The organism is uncultured Methanobrevibacter sp., assembly GCF_947170395.1.
Classification (GTDB): domain Archaea; phylum Methanobacteriota; class Methanobacteria; order Methanobacteriales; family Methanobacteriaceae; genus Methanocatella.
The window spans coordinates 42,622-64,822 of record NZ_CAMVTE010000005.1; the positions used below are offsets into that span (position 1 = coordinate 42,622).

Below are 22,201 nucleotides of genomic sequence, written 5' to 3' on the forward strand. Positions count from 1 at the left end.
TTACGCCTAAATTTTTCTAATATATGACCATAATACACATATAGGTAAATTCACTTTGAGCGATGTCTTTTAAAGTGGCTTCAACAATTTGTTCGTCGGGGTAGCTGAGACGTTCACACACGACAACTTTCCTCTCCGGGTCAACGCCGTTGTCAAGTAGAAACTGGGCCATGTCCTTTACTTTTCTTGAAGGAAGTGCAATGGTTGTCTTTCCATTGTTGATAACCGGCAGGATCTCTTCAATGTTTTCCCTTCCATGGAATGTCATCACATTGGCATTGTCCCACTGGATGTGGCATTTTCCGGCGGCAAGCTGAAGAGAACTGATTCCGGGAATCACTTCAATGTTTTTTTCATCGAAACCCTTTTCTTTTGAAATTCTCAAAACGGTATTCAGGACTCCTGAAAAGCCGGGATCTCCGGTTGACAGTATGGAAACTGTGTGGCCGTCACAGGCCAGCTGGACACCCTCTTCGAGTTTATCCAATAGGTCTTTTACATTAAATGGAATTTTTCCCTTAACGTCTTCAAATAGTTCGATTGCTCTTGTACTTCCAACTGTGTAGTCGCTTGCATTAACAGTATCAATAGCCTTTTTTGTTAAATATTCGCTTGCGCCAGGACCTATTCCAACAATATAAATTTTTCCGCTCATTTTAACCATCGATTCCTAATTTTTCAATAAATGTTTCTTTCAGCATTTCACGGGTTTCATCAGAATAGCTGTTGTCGTTTTCATCATGTAGGGTAAACATGGCAAGTTCAAAGACAATTCTGTTCATTGACCTGCCGTAATCTGTCAGATAATACTCGGTTGTAACTGGTGTGGTGTTCAGCACGACTTTTTCAATTAAACCATTTTCTTCAAGTTCCTTAAGACAGTTTGACAATACCTTATTGCTTAATTTTGGTTTGTCTTCTTTAAACTCTTTGAAATGTTTTTTGCCAAAAAACATGTCTCTTATGATTTGAATGCTCCATTTTTTGTTTATCAGATTTAGAGTCTTATCGACCGGACATACAATTTCACTATTCATAATATTAACTTTGTTAAAATGGTATATATCTTTTGTTAGTTACTTTCAAGTAACCAGGTTGCTTTTTAGTTACAAAAATCATTTAAATATCTAAAAGAATAGTATTATTAACAAAATTTTAGGGGGATGAAGATGAATAGTGATGAACAGCTGGATTTTTTGATAAAGTATTTGATAGATGAAAGAAATGAGATAATTGATGTTCCGGATGATATTCAGGAAAAAAGGAATTTGCTTCGTTCATTGATGAATGTAAGAATGCCCTCTGATGTGTCTGATGAATTTTTAAATGTTCAGGATGATTATTTGACTAATGAAACCTTAAATAAGGATTTGACTTCTCTGGAGGATATCAAAGAAATTAAGGACAATATTGCCCTTTGGCAAGGTGACATTACAACCCTAAAGGTGGATGGTATTGTAAATGCGGCAAATTCAAAATTGCTTGGATGCTTTATACCTATGCACAATTGCATAGATAACGTGATTCACTCAGCGGCCGGTATTCAGTTAAGGGGCGAGTGCAATGACATTATGCAGAATCAGGGATGTGATGAAGCCATAGGCAAGGCAAAAATAACCGGTGCCTACAATTTGCCTTCAAAATATGTAATCCATACTGTCGGACCTGCAATTCCTCAAGGTTTAAAACCTTCTAAAAGTGATTGTGATGCACTGGCAAGCTGTTATAGGTCATGCTTGGAACTTGCTGATTCAAATGGATTGAAATCTATTGCATTCTGTTGCATTTCAACAGGAGTATTTAATTTTCCTCAGGATTTGGCTGCAAAAATTGCAATCAGAACTGTCAGAGAGTACATGGATTTGCATGATAGCGGATTGCATGTAATTTTCAACGTGTTTACGGATGTTGACTATTTGATTTATAAAGATTTGTTGTTTGGTGATATTCATGGATAAGTTCACTTTAAGATTGGATAATGCTATCAAGGCTATTGATGAGGCTGATTTTATTGTCATTGGTGCAGGTGCAGGATTTTCAGCAGCTGCCGGTTTGGAATATTCGGGAAAGCGTTTTGATGATAATTTTCAAGATTTCATTGAAAAATATGGTGTAGAGGACATGTACTCTGCAACATTTTATCCTTACAAAACTCAGGAGGAGAAATGGGCTCATTGGGCTCGTCATGTCTATGTAAACAGATATTCTGTTGGAAAAACCAAATTATATGGACAACTGCTTGAGTTGGTAAAGGATAAAGAGTATTTTGTATTGACAACCAACGTTGAACATCAGTTTTGGATAAATGGCTTTGAAGATGAAAGGATATTTGCCACACAGGGCGATTATGGTCTCATGCAATGTGAAAAGACATGCCATGACAAGTTATATTCCAATGAGGATTTGGTTTTTGAAGCCATTGAAAAAACCGAAGATTGCATGATTCCCTCTGATCTTGTTCCGGTATGTCCCGTTTGCGGCGGGAATATGGAAATCAATGTCAGAAAAGACAATTTCTTTGTGGAAGATGAAAAATGGCATGAAATGAGTAAAAACTATTATGATTTTTTACAGGGTATCGATGAGAGCAAAAATCTTGTATTTTTGGAGTTGGGTGTCGGTTTCAATACTCCGGCAATAATAAGGTATCCCTTTGAACAGATGACCTATAATAACCCAAACACAACATTAATAAGATTGAATAGGGATTATCCGCAGGCAATTCCTGAAAACAGGGATAAAACAATAGGTTTTGATGAGGATATTTCTGAAGTGTTCGATTATTGGCTTTCGAGGATTTAATTATTCTTTAAATTCTCTATTTCTTTTTTTAGGAATCTGTAAACTGATTCCGCTCCGATTAAATCGCCCGGATTTTCCCATTCATATGGGTATGCGATAAATGGTTTTGTCTGATTTCCTCCAAGGCCTCCATGGCTTCCAATCAGCTCTTCAAATGCACAGACTTCGTCAGTTTTTGAATCATAAAAGCTGTTTACTAAAATGTCCGGCATATTGTCAAAGGTATTTTGTCTTTTAAGATGTTTTGAAGCATTTTTGCCAAAGTCCTTAAGGGGATCGTCTCCAACCACTTTTTCATTGTCGATATAGTTTATTCCATTTTCCCCTATTGCCATTGCACCGTTGTCTATGGAATTGACAAGAATAAATCCGATTCCGGAATGTTTTACAAGGCCGGGAATTAAATCGGGGAATAACATCACGATTTCTTCATAGTTTAAACGTTGTTCCCATTGGGTCAGATAGATTAATCCCAGATTTCCGGATCCTAAAACTATTAATTCGGAGTCTTTTGCTTTTTTGGTGCTGTGCTCAACACTTTCATAGCCTCTGATGTAATCCAAACTGTTTGTATACCTTTTTCGTAGGGTTATGTACTGTTCATTTTCAAAAATAATTGCAGGTTTTCTGTTTTCTATTCCATCTCTGATGTTTTGTATGGAGTCATTTTCATCAAATAGGGTATCATGGATATTTCCAACCTTTTCCTTGATGCTTCTAATCTGCTTATTTTCCGGAATGACTGCATCTCTGAAGTGGTCAATATTGTAATCCTTTTTAAACACTTTCAAATCATCCGGAAGCAATTTTCTGACATGCTCTTCCAAGGTGATTCCATATCTTTGCTTGAATGTTGCACCAAAACTCTGTCCGTGGTCGGACAATACCACTATTTTATAGTCTCTGTCACTCATCTCAATTGCGGATGTCAGCCTTTGAAACTGAAGGTCAATCTGTTTTAAAACGCCCCAAACGTCTCCATCTTCCACTCCTGAGTGATGGGCTATTTCATCATAACCCATAAATGTGGCATAGGCCGTATCAATGTTTCCGGTCAGTATTTCTCCGGTCAGTATTTCTGTTGTGGCCTCTCTTAAAACTACATTTGCTCCTGCTCTAACGGCTGCATAAACGATTGTTCTTTTCATTCTGGGTTGGATATTTTTTATATCGTGAATTAACTGTGATTTTAACTCGAGGAGGATATCCCATAAAAACAGAACAAAGATTCTTGGGAAATTATATGTGTCTAAAAATACGGTGTGCAGACTTTTACTGTATATCCTCTTTAGGCCTTCAAGCTTTGATGAAGTTAGTGTGGTGAGTTTGCTGTCTCCGGAAAACATGTTGGCAACGCTTATTCCATCCACCAAAAGACCTTTACCATTACTTATTCTATCTTCAATTTCCGGGGCATCGCTTAATTTTCCGGAAACCACTATTCTGTTGTTGTTTTCTTTTTCAACCCATCTGTATGCTACGATATTCTCATTGTTTCCATGTAGGATTCCAGCTTGGCTTGCTCCGGTTTGTGAAGATAAATCGGTCTCCCATTCCTTAAGTGTATGTGTCTTTTCATCCAGCCATTGCTTTAAATTTGGCATGACGCCTTTATCCAGAGCTTTTTTTAATGTATTGGTTGAAAGGCCATCAATTTCAAGCATTATTAATCCAGGATATCTTTTTTTATATGCTGTTTTTCTTTTTAAAGCAAATTTCAAAATATTTTCCATGTAACTGTCAAAGTAGTTTGTGTTGGTTATGTTTATCACAAATGTTGTAACTATCGCCATTATTATCGGAACCTGCAGTGCTCCGTAAAAACCGACATAAACGTTAGGAATAAAATAGGCGGCAATGTAGAATATTAGTGAGTTGATGAACAGGTTGGCAATGCCTAGCGTAAATATGATGAATTTCATTAGGAATCTTTGAAAAATGGGCCATAGCAGGGAATTTGCAATTGATACTGCAATTACAATAAAAATAGCATTATACCATGGACCAACACTAAAGTCAGCGCTGATGTAGTCCACAGCATATATTGCCATCATATTGACCAATACCAGCAATAGGTATGTTATCATTGATCTTGAATACGAAATAACTTTATTTTTAATCATTCTATCAAAATTTTATGTTTTTTACTGGTTTTTAGGGTGATAACTGTAATTTCAGGTTTGCAGTTAATTCTTATCCTGAATGAATTTGTTCCAAGGCCTTTGCTTGTGTATTGGGTCATGTTTCCCACTTTATAAAGTCCCACAGGATATTTAGTGGAATTAGGTCCTCTAAAGGGAGTGGTTTCAAATTTAGGTATTATGAACTGACCTCCATGTGAATGGCCTGAAATCTGCAAATCAAACCTGTTGGTTTGCGAGGATTGTTTTGCAAAATCAGGTTCGTGGGCAAGCAGTATTGTTGGAATATTAGGGGGCAAATTTGCAATCACCTTATCCAAATCGTCTGCACAAACGGTACATGAATCGACGCCGGCTAAATTTAATGAGTCTTCACCCTTTTTCAATGTAACAACGTCATTGCTTAAATCAAAAATGTCTGAAGCGTTGAATATGTCCCGCACCTTTTGAGACCCCATCCAATGGTCGTGATTGCCTAAAACGCCATATTTTCCATCGGGAGCCTTTAATTTTTTAAATGACTTTTCAAGGGCGTCAAGATATTCATCAATAACATATGAAAAATAGTCTCCGGTTAGAGTTATCAAATCGATATTTAATGTATTGACATAGTCTATAAGTTCATCCAGATACTCTGGATTAATCCATTGGCCAAGATGGATGTCAGTTAGATTTAAAATACGGTAATTGTGGAAATTCCAACCGAGATTGTCCAGTTCAATGTCTATTTCAACCAGATCAATGTTTTTTTCACTGAACTTTTTGTCAGGAAGTGAATATGTCATTGCATCCTGTATTCCTTGGCGGATTTTCATTGCCTGAGGGCGGTCAATTTCTTCATCTGTCATTGAATAATGTTTACTTTCTGAAACTATTTATAATTTTAATAACATACATTATGATGTTATTAGAAATAAAGTGATTATTATGCTTCAAATTGCAGTTTGTGGAAAACCAAATGTTGGAAAATCATCTTTTTTCAATTCAGCAACAGCATCTGCAGTTGAAATGGCAAACTATCCATTTACAACAATAGATGCAAACAAGGCGGTTGCTCATGTAATCAAAGATTGTCCGTGTAAGGAGTTGGGTGTTACATGCAATCCTCACAATTCAATCTGTATTGATGGAAAAAGATTGCTTCCAATTGAATTAATAGATGTTGCGGGATTAGTTCCTGGTGCACATGAAGGGAAAGGATTAGGTAATAAATTTTTAGACGATTTAATGCAGGCTAAAGTTTTCATTAATGTTATTGACGCTTCAGGTTCTACTGATTTGGAAGGAAATCCTGTTGATGCTGGAAGTCACGATCCACTGGAAGATTTAGAGTTTTTGGAAAACGAGATTGTAATGTGGATGTATGGAATATTATCAAAAAATTGGGTAAGGCTTATTAGAAAAGTGGGCGCAGAGCATTTGGACATTTCAAAAGTATTGTTTGATCAGTTATCAGGTACAGGAATAGCTATCGAGGATATCATCGAAGCCAAAAGGACAATTGAACCAGATTACAACAAATGGGAAGAGGAGGATTTGATTGAACTTACAAGGAATATCTTGCATATTGCAAAGCCGATGATGATTATTGCAAATAAGGCGGACCTTCCAACTTCCAAAGCAAACATAGAAAGAATTAAGGAAAAGTATCCGAATGTGATTCCAACTTCTGCCAATTCTGAAATTGCACTTGTTAAGGCTAATGAATCAGGTTTGATAAGCTATGTTTCAGGTGAGGATCATTTTGAAATATTAAAACCTGAAGAGTTGTCAGAACCACAGAAGAAGGCATTGGATTATATTCAAACAAATATTTTGGATGTTTATGGAAGTACCGGTGTTCAGGACGCTTTGAATTATGGTATTTTTGAACTGCTTGACCAGATTGTTGTCTATCCTGTTCAGGATGAAAATAAATACACAGACCAAAAGGGTAATGTGCTTCCTGATGGAATACTGCTTAAAAGAGGATCAAATCCACGTGAATTGGCTTATCTTGTTCACACAGACATTGGTGATAAGTTTATGCATGCCGTTGATGCAAGGTCAAAAATGCGTATAGCCAGTGATTATGAGCTTAAAGACGGCGATATCATCAGTATAATAACAAGAGGATAATTCCTCTTCTTTTTTTTAAAATTATTGATGGAGGATTATCCTCCACCCGGAATGGTATATTTATCGTTTACTCCGTAAAATATTCCATTTCCTTTTCGTTTTTCACTTACATTTAATAATGCATTATTGAATATTATGTTTAATAATTTATATCCGTCCTTGTCAATTAAATCTGTTAATTGAGAATTATTTTCTCTTAAACTCAAAGCATCCTTTTCAATTCCAAAACAGGCTCCATATAATATTTGCATTGAATTTTCCTCAACGGACTGCGGAGGATACTTTTCGCTCAGGTCTTTTGATTTTAAATAATTCTGGAAGCTTTTCCATTCCTTTTTAATCTCCTTTCCCTTGCTTGTCAATTTGGAGTTTTCCAGGATATCTTTATAGTTTTCACCATCGTATCCGTTTTCATTTTTAAGGGCTTTGATGAATTCCTCGAAGTCTTTTTCGAATTTATTGGCAACTGAAGTGTTGTTGGTTTGTTTTGCCATAGCTTTTAAGTTGAATTTTTTATTTTTGTTCATGTTTTTAAGCAGGTTAATGGCTAATGTTTCTGAAGTCTTTAACTCACCTTTGTTTGCTATTCTGAGAGTTATTTTCTTCATTACTTCCATATCTTGTGGGGTTAGCTTTTTGCCCACTTCATATGAGTCATCCAATTCGATATCGCATTTGATTTGGCCTTCATTGATCAAATCAAGTACTGTAAGCGATAATGCATTAACGCCTAACTTATCGTTTTTTGAAAACAGTATGGATGTCATAGGGTATGAATCATCACTAGGAGGATTTTTAATTGTTTCGTTAACTTGATTTTTACTGTTTAAACCTAACATGCTGCTCAACTCCTGATATTTTTATTCTTCGTTTTCTTTTAGATATTCGAGATATGCTTCATGAATTTCCTCGGCCAATTCATCGTTTCCTTCAATGATTGGTCCGGTATATTCGCAGTCCCTGCAAATGCATTGTGACCAGTTTTGAGGGATAATCCAATCAACATTTCTGGATCCGCATCTTGGACAAATTTTATGCATCTTCATTTTTGAGTCTCCTTCAGTTTTAATGTTTTAAGTTTTACACTTACTGATTATTCTATTGGAGTCCATATATAAAGTTTTTCGAGTGCAAGTGCTCACTTGCAGTTTTAAAAACAAAATAAAAGTCAATTAATCAGGTATTATTCTAAAAAGAGAGAATAAAAAGGATTAATAATCCTCTTTAAATTTTTAATTTTTAATTATGATTACTGTACTGTTTAAACCCAATACTCTTGAGTAATCAATCTTATCTGCAATTTTATTCAAAACACTTATGTTGTCGAATTCCAAATTGTCATTTTCAATTACTGGATTGAAGTCAACTCCGGTGTCCTTAATTGAAATCAAAATATTGTCATCATCATTTCTAACGATAATATCGATTGTATCAACGCTTTCGTTAGTGTTAATGATATTCACAAGCATTTCTTCAATGGCCAGTGTGACTAAAGTTGCTGACTTGTTTCCGGACAGATACTCCTGAACTTCACGGGACAGATTAACTGCCTCCTTAATATCGCCGTTAATCGTATGCTCAAAGACATTATCGTCTTTGTGTTTGTTAATGAAAAATCCTGCATATTCTCCGTCTGTTTTCTTGTTGAAGTATCTTGAATAGGCAAAAATAAACAATATTGTAATTGCCTCAGCAATTGCAAATGAAATCCAAATTCCATTTCCACCAATTGCAAATGACAGTACGAATGCCAAACCGATTGGCAATACAAATCCTTCAAGCAGTGAAATAATTGTGGATAACTGATTTTTCTGAATGGCCTGTGCATAGAAAGTATATAAAAATGTAATGGCTGTTCCAACATAACTTACTGCAAATATCCTGATTGCATTCAATACAACAGGGATGTCGGATGGATCTTTAACATTATACAGGAGCAGTAAGGATTGCGGACAAACAATAAATAAAACTGACAAGGCCAAACTTGCAACAACTACGATCTTTAAAGACCGATTAATAATGTAGTTTACGCCTGAAAAATCTTCTTCCTTAAAGTAAACAGATACAATTGGAGACATTGTCTGTGCAGTTCCGATTAAGAATATATACAATATAAATAAACTGTTATAACAAATACCAAAAGCAACAATACCTGATTTTCCAATATACATGCCTAAAAGAATGTTAATAATGAATAATTTTAAAGTCAGGTATAATTGGGTTGATGAGGATGAAAAACCGGATTTCACGATTTTTTTTAGATAATCAAATAATGCATTCAATTTCATTTTTATAAATCTTAATGTACGTTCTGATTTAAAGAAATAGTATGAGATGATTATTGAACCTACAGCATATCCTGTTGAAGTAGCTAGTGCAGCGCCTGAAAGTCCCATGCCAACAAATTTGATGTAAATAATATCGCAGCAGATATTAACAATATTGGCTATCAGTATAGCTCTAAATGGCAATGTTGGAATACCATCTGCTCTTATAAAGTAAGATAAACTCATCATATAACATAAAAAAGGCATTCCAATAATCAATGCAATGAAGTATTGATTGACACTAGAAGTTAAACTGGGTTGTGAGATACACAATAGTTGTGAAATATTATTTGAAAAGAGCAATCCGATAACCGTAATCAATATTCCTATTGATAAAAGAGACGTAATGGCCACCGAAAAGTAACTGTTACTTTTCTCGTCATCGAATTCCGCTTTTGCAACAGAACAGAGTACGCTTCCTCCCAATCCAATCATCCAGTAGATAAGATTAACAAAGGTAATGACTGGAGCCACACTCTGAATAGGAGCCAGATTTCCGGCTCCAATTAGAAAGCTTACAATCAAACCATCTACAAACAGACAGATATTGCCCGCCATTGATGTGAATAAGGTTGGAAGAAAAAATTCCTTAAATTTTCTTCTTAACAAATTATAGTTTCTCTCATACATTCTTTTAACCTCTAAACACTAAAGAAATCTAAATCATCCAGGAATTTAACAAAATTGTAAATGTATTCTTCAGATATGAACGGCCATTTGATACCTAAACGGTACAAAGCCTGGACAGTATAAGTATTGTCAACGGGCATCCAAATCTTTTTAACTTTACCGGAACCGATGGATGTGATTAAACCGGATACACCTTCCTGTTTAGATTTATCTGCAAGTGCATCATCTAATGCATTTTGATAATCGTCTTCCTCACAAGGTTCAATATCTAATCCCAATGGTTTTATAATGTCGATTATGTCTCCAAAGCAAATGCTATGGTGGTCGTAAGGATGGAATACAGTACATTCCTTAGGTGTTTTTGATAGGTTTACAATAGCCTTTGCAGTCATATCAATTGGGGAGAATTCCACATTATTCATTAGCATAGAATAAGGCATTTTTCCAATAGTCACAAATGCCTTTAAACGATTGATGAATCCGTTTGATTCAAAGTTAATTTGGAATTCACTGTCTGAGCTTCTGGCCATCAAGTTTCCAACCCTCATGATTTTCACGTCCAAATCATCGTTCACTGCAGCTTCCAATACAGCACGTTCGGCTAAAAATTTGGAACTGAGATACTGGTTGTCTACAGCCTGACCTATAAACAGATCGTTTTCGGTAAATTTAACATCAACAGGAGGATAATTGTTTATGCTTTCACCGGCAATACTGTATGTTGAAACCTGCACATATTTCGCATTTTTCATCTTTGCAAATTTAAGTCCATTTATCACTCCTCCAAGGTTAATGTCTTCAATATCGGTTCCTGAAGAAAAGTGTTTCACATTAGCTGCACAGTTAACTACTGCATCAATCTTTTCAGAAACAAGTTTTTCAAAGTCTTCGAAGTTTGTAATGTCTCCTTCAATAATATGGAGCCTTTCGCCAAACAGATTTTCATATTCATCGGAGAAGTAATAGAATAACAGAGATTTTAATCTTTCCTCTCCGCTTAAAACTTTATTTGCTCTAATAAAACAGTAAATATCGCCAGTTTCATTTTCCAGCAATTCTCTCAGGACATGTATTCCTAAAAATCCTGTAGCTCCGGTTAGCAGAACATTGCCAAGACTATCTTGTATTTCACCATTTAGGATTGTTTCAAGATTATTCTTCTTAAGCAAGTCATTAATTTGAGAATAATCATATGACAGCTCTGATTTCTTCTCCAATGTTTCATCAGATAAAATAAACTCTGATAATGCTCTTGGAGTTGGATTTGAAAATACATCTCCATAATTCAGGTTATAGTTATGGTTTAAGGCTTCCATTGTAATTTTTGTAACAAGCAGGGATGTTCCGCCTATCTCAAAGAAACTGTCAGTGGCGCTTACTTCATCAAGCCCTAAAATTTCAGCAAATAAGTTTGCAAAGAATGCTTCAACGTCATTTTCAGGAGCAACATATTCAGTAATTAAAACAGGTTCGGGCAAGTTTCTCAAATCGGTTTTGCCGTTAACGGTTTGAGGCATTTCATCAAGTTCCATATAGACTGTTGGAACCATATAATATACCAGTTTTTCAGCAAGTGATGCTTTCAAATCTTCGATATCAATCGAATATCCGTTTTCTTCACGATTTTCATCTTTATAATCATCGTGAACTGTGAAATAAGCACATAAATGGTCGTTGCCTTTAATTTTTTTAACAACCACTGCAACAGATTTGATTCCAGGATATTTTGAAAGACCTACTTCAATTTCACCAATTTCTATTCTCAAACCTCTGAGTTTAATCTGGTTGTCCATTCTTCCGAATACATAATAGTCGCCGTCTTCAGTAACTTTAACAAAGTCTCCAGAACGGTAGAATCTGATTCCATTAATTACTTCATAGGCTTCTGCATTTTTCTCAGGACGGTTTAGATATTCTCTTGAAACACCTTTTCCTGCAATATATAGTTCCCCAATGACATTTGGAGGTAATGGATTTGAATCAAAGTCCATAACCTTTTCATGAACATTGAACAGTTCCTTTCCGATATGGATATCTGAACTTTCAAGCAACTGACCGTTACAATACACTGTAGTTTCGGTTGGACCGTACATGTTGAATAGTTTTCCATTTGAATTTTCACTGAGCAGTTCATATAACCTTTGGGAGAACGGTTCTCCTGCATGGATATATACTTTAAATCCGTACATTGTTTCTTGCATTGCTTCAATTTCCAGATACTGGAGCAGACGTGAAGGGGTTGCAATGTAAACATTGGCTCCGCTTCTGTGAATCAAATCCATCATTTCAATCGGATCTTTGTATTCCATATCATTGGCAAATACCATAGGAACTCCATTCAATAGGGAACCCATCAGTTCTTGCTGGAACACATCAAAAGCGACAGTTGTTGTGGATAAAACCTTATAATCTTCTTTTTCAAGATTGTGTACCAATTCATAGGTACAGACATTTCTTGGGTCAGGATATACAAAGTTTGCAATGTTTCCGTGCTCAAGGATAACTCCTTTAGGAAGTCCTGTTGAACCTGAAGTGTAGATAAGGTAAGCCATGTTGTTGGCATGCACGTCCGGATTAGGATTTGAAGTGTCTTCATGCTTAAGCAGTTCATTGACATCCAATAGGTTTTCAGAATACTCACTTAAATCAATGCATTTTTTCTCAATTACATCATCCACAATAATGAATTTGGATTCACTGTCGGTCAGGACATGTTCAATTCTTTCAGAAGGATATTCTGAGTCAACCGGAATGAATGCGGCGCCGGATTTTAAAATACCGAATATGGATGCAATCACATTACTGTTCCTATTCAATATGAACATTACTCTGTCTTCAGGACCGACACCTTTTTCGATAAGGCTGTGGGCAATTCTATTGGCTTTCTTGTTTAATTCATCATAAGTGAATTCACCGTCAGTGGCATATAGGATAATCCTGTCGGGGTGCAATTCCACCTGATTTTCAAATATCTTATTCAGCCTGTCTTCTGGAATTTCATCATATTCCAAATCATCAACGCCCCAATCATCATTTTCAATGATTGAAATATCCTTCATCAAGGTATTTTCATCGAATGTTTGGAACTTGTTTAAGACAATGCGGATACAATCAAGGAAAGTATCAATTAAAGTATCGGAGTACAATTGATCGTTGTATTCACAGAAAATTCTGTATTGGTTATCTACTTCAACCACATTTAGACTTATTTTAAATTTCAATCCATCATAATCAAGTGATTGTCTTTCAACGTTCATTCCACCGATTTCAATATCTTCAATGATTTTTCCATGATATGCATATAATATCTCAGGTGTGATGTCGAATTCATTTGAAATTTCAGTTAATGGATATGAAGAGTAAGCCAATACATTCAGCCATTCACCGTTAACATATTCGAAGTATTCATTAATAGTCAAATCAGAATTTAACTTTAAAGCTAAAGGTAGGGTTTTAACCATCATGGCAAGTGTTTTTTGTTGGTTTGGATTGAACCGGCCATTTGTAATTGTTGCAATCAATGTATCTCTTTTATAAACAAATTTGTTTAAAACAAAAGAAGTTGCAGCAAGGAATAAATTATTTTGGCTGATGTTTGATTTTAAACAGAATTCGTCAATAGCTTCTTTATCCAAGAAAATATCCTCAACTGCGGCTTTGCCTTGAGATTCATCACCATTGATGTCCTGTGCGATTACTGTTGCATCATCAAATTCTTTGATTTTGTTAGAGAAAAATAACTCGGATTCTTTGTACAGGCTTGATTGTTCTATTTTGATTTCGTTCAATGAATATTCAAATCCATCAAGTTCTTCAAGTTCATAATCCTTGCCATCGTAGATTTTAGCAATTTCATCAAATAATATGTTAAGTGAAGTTCCGTCAACGATAATATGGTGGAAATCAGCCAGAAGCATGGAATCTCCAACTATTTTGAATCTAAAGAGAGGTCCTTCTTCCAGTTTGAATGGCTGTACAAATTCATCCAAATCAACTTCCCCGACCATTTCAATCATGTCATCGACTTTCAAGTTATCCCTTCTCTGCTGGTAAACTTCTCCGTTTTCCATTACAATTCTTGTCTTTAAATAAGGGTGATTATCAATCGCTTTATTTATTGATGACTTTAGCCTTTCAGCATCGATACCTTCATCGAATTCCATTTTCTTTGGAAGGTTGTATGCAGTGTTTTCCGGGTCTTTGATACAGTCAAAGTAAACTCCAAGCTGATTTGAAGTCAATGGATATAATTCTTGGATATCTCCTTTTTCGTCATCGGCAATGTTGATTTCAGAAGCTATCTTCTCAATTGTCTTATAGCTTAGGATTTCTGTAACGTTCATTTGAGCGTTCAGATTGTTGTAAATTGCTGAAGTCAATTTAATTACTGACAGTGAAGTCAATCCTATGCTGAATAAATCAGTATTTACACCAAACTCATCAATACCTAAAATTTCAGAAACCATGTTGAACAGTTCTTTTTCAATATCTGTTCTTGGTTTTATGAATTCATCGACATCAATTTCAGGATCGGGCAAGTTTTTAAAGTCTGTTTTTCCATTTGGTGTTTTTGGGAATTCTTCAAGTTGTGTGAAATATGATGGCACCATATATTCAGGCAATGAATCGGTCAGGTGCTGTTTTAAGTCGTCCATATCAATGGCTGCAGTTGCTGTGAAATAAGCGCATAAATGTTCAATGGAATTGATTTTTTTAACCACGACTTTTGAGAGAGTGACATTTTCATAGTTTGCAAGGGATCCTTCGATTTCTGACAGTTCTATTCTCAAACCTCTGAGTTTGATTTGAGTGTCGTTACGTCCCAATACATATAACTCTCCATCATAGTCTTTTTTACCTAAATCTCCAGTGTTATAGTAGGCAATATTATTTAATTGCATGAATACCTTTTCAGTCTGTTCTGGATTGTTCAAATATCCTCTGGCTATTCCTGCACCACCTACATAGATTTCACCGGATGCATATGGAGGTAACTGATTTCCGTCAATATCCATAACCTTATCCACCACATTCAGCATTTTCCATCCTGCAGTAACTTTAGGAGAATCAATTAGTTTATAATGTGATGCTATTGTTACTTCTGTCGGTCCGTATGAGTTGTAGATATCTGCTGTAGTGTATTTTGACAGTCTGTCAAATAGTACTGGTGGGAATCCTTCACCTCCCACAACAATAACATTGCAGTTGCCGACAACTTCCTGAATCTCTTCTAACTGCAGGTATTCAAGCAGCCTTGTCGGTGTTGAACCGAAACCTTCTGCATCACTTGTTTTGAATAGTTCAACCAATTGCAAAGGATCAATGGCCTGTTCATCATTAGCGAACACTACAGGCAGACCATTCAATATTGTACCAAAGATTTCCCTTAAAAATACAATGAATGAAACAGTGGAAATTGAAATGAACTTATTGCACTTATGATTCAGCTCGTAAATCGGAACATTTTCTTCTACATTGGCAATATAGTTTGAAATTCCCATATGGGTAATCATCACGCCTTTTGGTTTTCCGGTTGAACCTGAAGTGTAAATCAAGAAACATAAATTGTCAGGGGTCAAATCAACATCCGGGTTGGAATCATCATCTTCACTAAGAAGTTCGTCAACATTGATTCTGTTTGAGCCGTCATAATCAATTTCAGATGAGGTGATGACAAATTTGGAATCACTGTCTTCAAGGATTTGGTTGATTCTGTTTTTCGGATAATTAGGGTCGATTGGAATGAATGCCGCTCCAGCTTTGATGATACCAAAAACAGCAGCAATCAAATCGCTGTTTCTTCTCATCATAAACATTACTCTGTCTTCAACATCGACTCCTCTTTTGATTAAAGCGTTAGCAATCTTATTTGCTTTTTTGTTTAGCTCATCATAAGTCAAATCACCGTCTTCTGCATAGAGAATTGTTTTATCCGGATTTTCAATAGCGATGTTTTCAAATATTCTGTTTATAATTCCTTCGTTTGCAAGTTTAATTTCAAAGTCTTCATCCAATTCCAAAGTCTCACAGATGGAAATATCTTTAAGTAATTCGTCCTCTGATGAGAACTTGTCAAATAAAACATCCATTGCCTTAAGGAATTCATCCATCAGTTCTTTTGAATAGAATGATTCATCATAGCTAATGTTAATCTTACCGCTTTCAAAATTGAATACCAGCTTATAGTCTTTGACATCATACTCATCTTCAAAGAATAATATTTCACTTTCAAAGTCTAATTTTTGATTGTTTAAAAGCGGATAATTCTTATATTCTTCAAATGATTGTTTGAAATCATCCAAAAACTCACGAACAGAAAGGTCGGTGTTAAAGTGATATCCTGCCGCAACACGATTGTATGCAATCAGAATGTCTTTTGAAAATGAGAATTTGACTAGATTAAATAAGAATGTTGCAAGCAATAGCTTTTCTTTTGATAAACGGTATTGATTGGCAAGATTTTTTAATTTATCGATGTCTATTGGTTTTGATATAATTTTATAGTTTACTTCATCACCGCTCACGTCAGGTGAAATGGCGGTTGGATTATCAAATGAGTTGATTAGATTATTGTAGTAATTTTCTGCCTTGAAAAACTCAACTACATTAACATCATAATCCCTGCATTTTTTAGATGAATCTTTACTGACTTGTTTTACCAAACTTTTAAGTCCTGAAGCCATTGCATCTATTTCATTTGAGCTGAAACAGGATTTGTCATATTCTATAAATATTGATTGCAATCCTTTTTCATCCGAATAGTTCTTGTTTATTCTGAAGTGAAGTGGGAATTTGATGTCCTTTTGTAGTGTTAGGAATTTTGAATCATAATCTGTGGAATTTGAAACAATTGAAATCATGGAAATGCAATCAGGATCAATTCCGACATTTCTCAAATCTGTTGTGTACTCACTGAACTGCAGTTTTGCATGAGATAAACCCTCTTTTAAAACGGATTTTGAATATTCAAGCAATTCCTCAAATGTTAAATCCTCATCATATTCAAGTCTTAATGGAATTGTGTTTACAAACATTCCAAGTGCATCATCCTGATTAAAGTATCTTCCGTGAACGGAGGTATTCAGTACAATGTCTTTAAACTGTTCATTGTCTTTTTTGGATTTTGAAAGGTATAAAAAATTAAGTGCCAATGCTGTGACAAAAGGGGAATATCCCAAATCTGGGGCATTATCCAAAAGGACTTCAAAGTATCCAAGTTGTGAATCATCAAATGAATACCAATCCTGTGAATAATCCTTTAATGTATCAAGCCAATATTTCTTATCATCACTGGCTTCATTTGATTTCAAATAATCCAATTCAGCATTTACATATGTTTCATATGAATAATCTATTGGGACATATTCGGCATTGTTTTTTTGAGCTTCAATGTATTTTTCAATTTCCCTTGGAACGATTGAATAAAGTGAAGTTCCATCAAGCAGTATATGCTGGACAACACCAATAAGAATGCATGATGAATCATTTTTTAAAATGGCCCATTTGTATAGTGGGCAATCAAAGACATCGTCAAAGGGGTTTTCCAGATAATCTTTGATAAATTCATCAATGTTATCTGAAACATCGAATGTTTCAACATTCACTTCTCCATCAGCATAATATTGTTTAAAGTCCCCTGACTCATCATGTTTAATTTGCAAATTCAAATAATTCCGGCAAATAAATTCAACAGCTATTTTTACATTTTCAAAATCCTCTAAATCATAATCTTTTCTAAATTTCAGATAAAATGAGTCATTGTGAGGATTATTTATTTCAGAAAACAGCAACATTTTCTGAGACGAAGATAAATCAAATAAATTCATTTCAATTCCCCAGTTTTTTAATTTTTTTAAAACTAATTGTATTTATATTAAACAAAATATTTAAAATTAATATAAAACTAAAATAGTATTAGTGATTATCATGAATATTATTAAAAATTATGATGAAAAAGAATTAACATTATCTGTTGAGGGCCGTATTGATACAATTACTTCCCAAGAGTTGGATAATGAAATCAATGAAGAGTTAGGTAATTTTGATTCATTAATAATGGATTTCACTGATTTGGAATACATTTCAAGTGCTGGTCTTAGAGTTTTAATTGCAACCCAAAAGAAATTAAAAGAAGATGATGTTCCATTCGTTATTAAAAATGTTAATGATGCAGTCGGTGAAATATTCAGAATGTCCGGTTTTGACAAAATTCTTAAGATAGAATGAATTCAATAACTTTAAAACCAGAATTGACAGAATTATATGTTTTAAATGAGTTTATTTTAAATGAACTTCCCGAAGAAAATCTTCAAGTCAATTTCATTGTTGAAGAAATATTCGTCAATATAGTCCATTACTCAAATACAGAATTCATTACAGTTAATGTTGAATATGAAAATCCATCATTGATTTTGGAGTTTATTGACAACGGAATAGAATTCAATCCTCTTTTAAAAGAAAATCCAGATCTTCCTGACAGTATTGATGATGCTCAAATTGGAGGTTTGGGCATTTTTTTAACTAAAGAAATAGCTGATGAACTTGATTACCATTATATAAATGGTGAAAATCACTTGAAAATAATTAAAAAAGTGGAATGATGAAATCTAAACTGAAAAAAATAGCAATATCATTTATATTAATGATAATGGTCCATTATGCGCTTTCTCCAGATATATTTTGGAACCTTGGGATACAAAGTCCTCATGTGGGATTATTATTTGTTTTAGGATTGTTATTGGGACCTTATGGCGCTTTAGGTGCAGTATCAGCAAATATTATACTGGATTTATTGGATGGATTTACACTTATTGAAATGCTTCCTTCAGCTATTTTTACTTTTGGAATTTCCTATTTGGCATACAAACTTTGGTATTCCGGCTTTAGAACTGATAAAATTACAAAACCTGCATTAGATAACATGTACCATCTCGGTATGTTTTCATTAATCATGATAATATGCGGACTTATATATTCTGTAGTGCATGGGAATTTAATGGGATTTATTATCGGCTCTGAAATAGACGAATTTATTTCCGTCGTTTATTTTATGAACTTTATTAATATAGGATTTATCTTTGGAATACTATTCATTTGGATTTCCAAAAAAATCGATTTTATAGAAACTCCAAAAACATCCAAAAAGAAAGTTAACAAAAAGTTATATCAAATATTATTTTGTTCATTAATGATTGTAACCATTTTCACAGCAATTTCCTTTGTCATGGATGTAAATGAAAACATTCTGCTTGGGGAACTGATACTGACTGGAATTTTATTATTCGGTTATCTGACAAAACCTTTTACATATGAAATTCAGCCAAATGTTGAAAATACAATAACCGAAAAGATTATAAAAAATTTTCTCCTGATAACATTAGTAATTGCCGTTATGGGACTGGCAATTTCTTTTTTAAGTATTAATTTTATATCTCACATTGATAATGGCAACATCTACTTAATTTTAATGCCCGCACTTATCCTAACTGATACAATCATAATTTTATTCTTTATTCCAGGACTCCTGATTTTAAGATATATTGAAAATAAGGTAATGAAACCGATTTTGGCATTTTCTGAAATCGAAGGATTCATTAATGAAAATGAAAAAATAGAAAGTGAAGGTTTGGTGGAAATTTATTCCAAATATCTCAATGAGCAAAATGAAATCGGAACACTCGCCTTTTCATACACCGAACTGATTAAACACAACAATAATTATATTGAGAATATCCATAAAATTGAAGGTGAAAAGGAGCGTATAAAAGCTGAGCTTGATATTGCAACAAAAATTCAGGCCGCAAACTTGCCAACCGAATCAATCAAAACTGAAGATTTTAAAGTTAATGGTTATTCCCAACCTGCAAGAGAAGTCGGAGGAGACTTCTTTGACTATTACATGATTGATGAGGATAATTTGGCTATTGTGATTGGAGATGCATCAGGTAAAGGAGTTCCAGCAGCAATTATTGCAATGATTACTCAGGTGATAATCAAACAGATATTATATCATTATCAAGATCCGTCAAAAGTTTTACGCCTGCTCAACAATCAGCTGTGTGAAAAAAACTCCGAATCAATGTTTTTAACATTGTGGCTTGGAATCTACAACCGAACAACTAAAAAATTAACATTTTCAAATGCAGGACACAATCCGCCATTAATAAAAGAAAATAGTAAATTTAAATATTTGGATATTGATACTGGAATCGTCTTAGGAATTATGGAAGACTTTGACTATGTATTGGAAGAGATTATTCTGGAAGATGAAATAGTATTATATACTGACGGAATAACTGATGCAAACAATGAAGATGATGAAATGTACGGTGAGGACAGACTTTTAAACTTCTTCAACGAATTTGAAAGTGAAAACGACCCAATCAGACCGTTATTAAAGAACATCCATAATTTTACTCGCGATGCAGAACAGTTTGATGATATGACATTATTGTATTTAAGGATAAAATGATTAGGTTAGCTTATTGCAATGTTGATGATTTGGATTTGAAAAAAGCTTATGGACTGGTTTCTAAAACTCGCCAGGAAAAAATTGATTTTTACAGGTTTGAAAAGGATAAAAAGCTTAGTTGTGGCGTATATCTTCTTTTAAAAAAGCTATTGTCTGAGGAAAACATTACTGATCCTATCTTCAAATTCGAAAAATACGGCAAGGCATACATATCCAATCATGAAAACATTCATTTTAATTTAAGCCATTCCGGTAAAGTGGTTTTGTGCGCAATATCCGATAGGAATGTTGGCGTTGATGTCGAATATATTGACCGTAAAATTGATTTAAACATAGCCAAGCATTACTTCTACAACAGCGAATATAAAACTATCATGAATGCTGAAAACAGGCCGGAGAAATTTTTTGAATACTGGGTTTTAAAGGAAAGCTATATGAAATACACAGGCCTTGGAATGAATTTAAAACTGGACAGTTTTGAAATAATAATTGAAGATAAAATAAGGCTTAAAAACGATGATGAAAATTTAAAGTTTAACTTATTTGACATTGAAAACTATAAAATCGGAATTGCCGGGCATTATGATTCTGTTGATTTAATTGAATATGATGTCGGGCAATTGTATTGAAAAAAATATTGGGATAATAATTAAAGGCTTAAGCTTTAATAATATCCTTTTTTGCCTATTCAAGGGTTAATGCCTTCAAACATTATGTTTATCAGGTCATCTGCATAATAATTTGTTTCAAAGTCAAGGTCTTTATTGTATATTTTCCATAATATGACTGACTGGAACAGCATTCCAAAACACATGATTGCCAATGATTTAGGATTAACTTCTCTAATTATGCCCTTTTCTATTTTTATCTTGAAAAATTCTTCCAATTTATTTAATATCACGTCAGTGATGTCAGATATTAAGTTTTTCTTTTCAGGAATTTCCCTTACCTCTTCCATCGCCACTCTAAGTATGCTAAAGTCTTCGTCTGAAAGATTTAAAATTCCGAAAAAGGAAATTTTGAGATATTCTTCTATTCCTTCATCCTCTTCAAATTCAAAGATTTCCTCTAACTGCCTAATAAATAACTCCAGGTAATAATCTTTTGTAACCTCAACCAAATTGTTTTTGTTTTGAAAATTTCTAAAAATTGTTACTTCATTCACGCCCGCTTCGGCAGCTATCTTTTTTGTGGTTGCTTTGGTGAAACCTTCCCTTTGAAGAATTCCAAATGTGGCATTAATAATCTTTTCATCAGTGCTGTTAAGCTCCTTCATATTTATAATTATATTTTTAAACCTTATATATTCATTCAATATTTTGCCTGTTTTCACTGCTTTTCATACAGTTAACTTATTTTAACATTAATTATATACTATTAATTCAGGTGATGTAATTTGCAAAAAGTCAAAATCACAGTTGCAAGAAAGGTCAGACATGACGATTTAATTGAAAAATATGAAAATCCTCTAGAACATGAATGTGATGTTGATGAGGGGGATGTTTTCATAGCCAATGGTTGGCAAAAGCCGGAAAATTTCTGTGATAGTGCATGGGAGGCTCTTTCACCATTTGTACTTGCATTAGCTAATGGCGCAGAGGATTTCTATGATGGATGGATGAAGAATAAAAAATCAGCCATGATTTCATGTAATGACGGTTTCAGGCCAGTCAGTTTTCTTTTAGAGACTTTAGATGAAAAAGCGGATTAAT

The 22,201-nt window shown here is 34.3% G+C and carries 17 protein-coding genes; 8 read left to right on the top strand and 9 right to left on the bottom strand.

The annotated features are described in order from the left end of the window. Positions 1–16: 16 nt before the first annotated feature. A complete protein-coding gene (locus Q0W04_RS02240) occupies positions 17–655 on the bottom strand; it encodes a cobalt-precorrin-7 (C(5))-methyltransferase (RefSeq protein WP_298499820.1) in 639 nt (212 codons plus the stop codon). 1 nt (position 656) lies between these two features. Further along, a complete protein-coding gene (locus tag Q0W04_RS02245; RefSeq protein WP_298499823.1) occupies positions 657–1,037 on the bottom strand; it encodes a helix-turn-helix domain-containing protein in 381 nt (126 codons plus the stop codon). 132 nt (positions 1,038–1,169) lie between these two features. Here Q0W04_RS02245 and Q0W04_RS02250 point away from each other — a divergent pair, with 132 nt between their 5' ends. Both Q0W04_RS02250 and Q0W04_RS02255 read left to right on the top strand, forming a co-directional pair. After that, entirely contained in the window at positions 1,170–1,958 is a 789-nt protein-coding gene (locus Q0W04_RS02250) for a protein-ADP-ribose hydrolase (RefSeq protein ID WP_298499825.1), read from the top strand. Next, positions 1,951–2,802, top strand: coding sequence for a hypothetical protein (locus Q0W04_RS02255; RefSeq protein ID WP_298499828.1), 852 nt, complete (start codon positions 1,951–1,953; stop codon positions 2,800–2,802). Before Q0W04_RS02250 ends, Q0W04_RS02255 begins: the two co-directional genes overlap by 8 nt. Here the strand turns inward: Q0W04_RS02255 and Q0W04_RS02260 are convergent. Both Q0W04_RS02260 and Q0W04_RS02265 read right to left on the bottom strand, forming a co-directional pair. Further along, the gene (locus Q0W04_RS02260; protein WP_298499831.1) at positions 2,799–4,925 is read right to left on the bottom strand and encodes a phage holin family protein; all 2,127 of its coding nucleotides are present in this window, start codon (positions 4,923–4,925) and stop codon (positions 2,799–2,801) included. The two genes, Q0W04_RS02255 and Q0W04_RS02260, sit on opposite strands and share 4 nt — an antisense overlap. Next, the gene (locus tag Q0W04_RS02265) at positions 4,922–5,791 is read right to left on the bottom strand and encodes a metallophosphoesterase (protein ID WP_298499834.1); all 870 of its coding nucleotides are present in this window, start codon (positions 5,789–5,791) and stop codon (positions 4,922–4,924) included. Before Q0W04_RS02265 ends, Q0W04_RS02260 begins: the two co-directional genes overlap by 4 nt. A 79-nt stretch (positions 5,792–5,870) precedes the next feature. Here Q0W04_RS02265 and Q0W04_RS02270 point away from each other — a divergent pair, with 79 nt between their 5' ends. Beyond that, complete coding sequence (locus tag Q0W04_RS02270) at positions 5,871–7,061, top strand: redox-regulated ATPase YchF (RefSeq protein WP_298499837.1); 1,191 nt, start codon at positions 5,871–5,873, stop codon at positions 7,059–7,061. A 35-nt stretch (positions 7,062–7,096) separates the two neighbouring features. On the opposite strand, the gene Q0W04_RS02275 is transcribed toward Q0W04_RS02270, so the two are convergent. The 4 genes from Q0W04_RS02275 to Q0W04_RS02290 all read right to left on the bottom strand — a co-directional run bounded on the left by Q0W04_RS02275 (position 7,097) and on the right by Q0W04_RS02290 (position 17,844). Beyond that, positions 7,097–7,900, bottom strand: coding sequence for a DUF2207 family protein (locus Q0W04_RS02275; protein WP_298499840.1), 804 nt, complete (start codon positions 7,898–7,900; stop codon positions 7,097–7,099). 21 nt (positions 7,901–7,921) lie between these two features. Then, positions 7,922–8,107: a hypothetical protein gene (locus tag Q0W04_RS02280; protein WP_298499843.1), complete on the bottom strand. Its 186-nt coding sequence runs from the start codon at positions 8,105–8,107 to the stop codon at positions 7,922–7,924. Positions 8,108–8,293: 186 nt separating this feature from the next. Further along, entirely contained in the window at positions 8,294–10,018 is a 1,725-nt protein-coding gene (locus tag Q0W04_RS02285) for an MATE family efflux transporter (protein WP_298499845.1), read from the bottom strand. Positions 10,019–10,029: 11 nt separating this feature from the next. Further along, on the bottom strand, positions 10,030–17,844 hold the full coding sequence (locus Q0W04_RS02290) for a non-ribosomal peptide synthetase (protein WP_298499848.1): 7,815 nt from the start codon (positions 17,842–17,844) through the stop codon (positions 10,030–10,032). Between the two features lie 100 nt (positions 17,845–17,944). On the opposite strand from Q0W04_RS02290, the gene Q0W04_RS02295 reads away from it, so the two are divergent. The 4 genes from Q0W04_RS02295 to Q0W04_RS02310 are packed head-to-tail and all read left to right on the top strand — an operon-like array spanning position 17,945 to position 21,118. After that, on the top strand, positions 17,945–18,244 hold the full coding sequence (locus Q0W04_RS02295; RefSeq protein ID WP_298499850.1) for an STAS domain-containing protein: 300 nt from the start codon (positions 17,945–17,947) through the stop codon (positions 18,242–18,244). Continuing rightward, positions 18,241–18,618, top strand: coding sequence for an ATP-binding protein (locus Q0W04_RS02300; protein WP_298499853.1), 378 nt, complete (start codon positions 18,241–18,243; stop codon positions 18,616–18,618). The genes Q0W04_RS02295 and Q0W04_RS02300 overlap by 4 nt, the downstream gene beginning before the upstream one ends. Next, the gene (locus tag Q0W04_RS02305) at positions 18,618–20,489 is read left to right on the top strand and encodes a PP2C family protein-serine/threonine phosphatase (RefSeq protein ID WP_298499856.1); all 1,872 of its coding nucleotides are present in this window, start codon (positions 18,618–18,620) and stop codon (positions 20,487–20,489) included. Before Q0W04_RS02300 ends, Q0W04_RS02305 begins: the two co-directional genes overlap by 1 nt. Next, on the top strand, positions 20,486–21,118 hold the full coding sequence (locus Q0W04_RS02310) for a 4'-phosphopantetheinyl transferase superfamily protein (protein ID WP_298499859.1): 633 nt from the start codon (positions 20,486–20,488) through the stop codon (positions 21,116–21,118). The genes Q0W04_RS02305 and Q0W04_RS02310 overlap by 4 nt, the downstream gene beginning before the upstream one ends. 59 nt (positions 21,119–21,177) lie before the next feature. Here Q0W04_RS02310 and Q0W04_RS02315 read toward each other — a convergent pair whose 3' ends face one another. Further along, a complete protein-coding gene (locus Q0W04_RS02315; protein ID WP_298499864.1) occupies positions 21,178–21,765 on the bottom strand; it encodes a TetR/AcrR family transcriptional regulator in 588 nt (195 codons plus the stop codon). Between the two features lie 120 nt (positions 21,766–21,885). On the opposite strand from Q0W04_RS02315, the gene Q0W04_RS02320 reads away from it, so the two are divergent. After that, positions 21,886–22,200, top strand: coding sequence for a TIGR04076 family protein (locus tag Q0W04_RS02320; protein ID WP_298499867.1), 315 nt, complete (start codon positions 21,886–21,888; stop codon positions 22,198–22,200). Position 22,201: the final 1 nt, after the last annotated feature.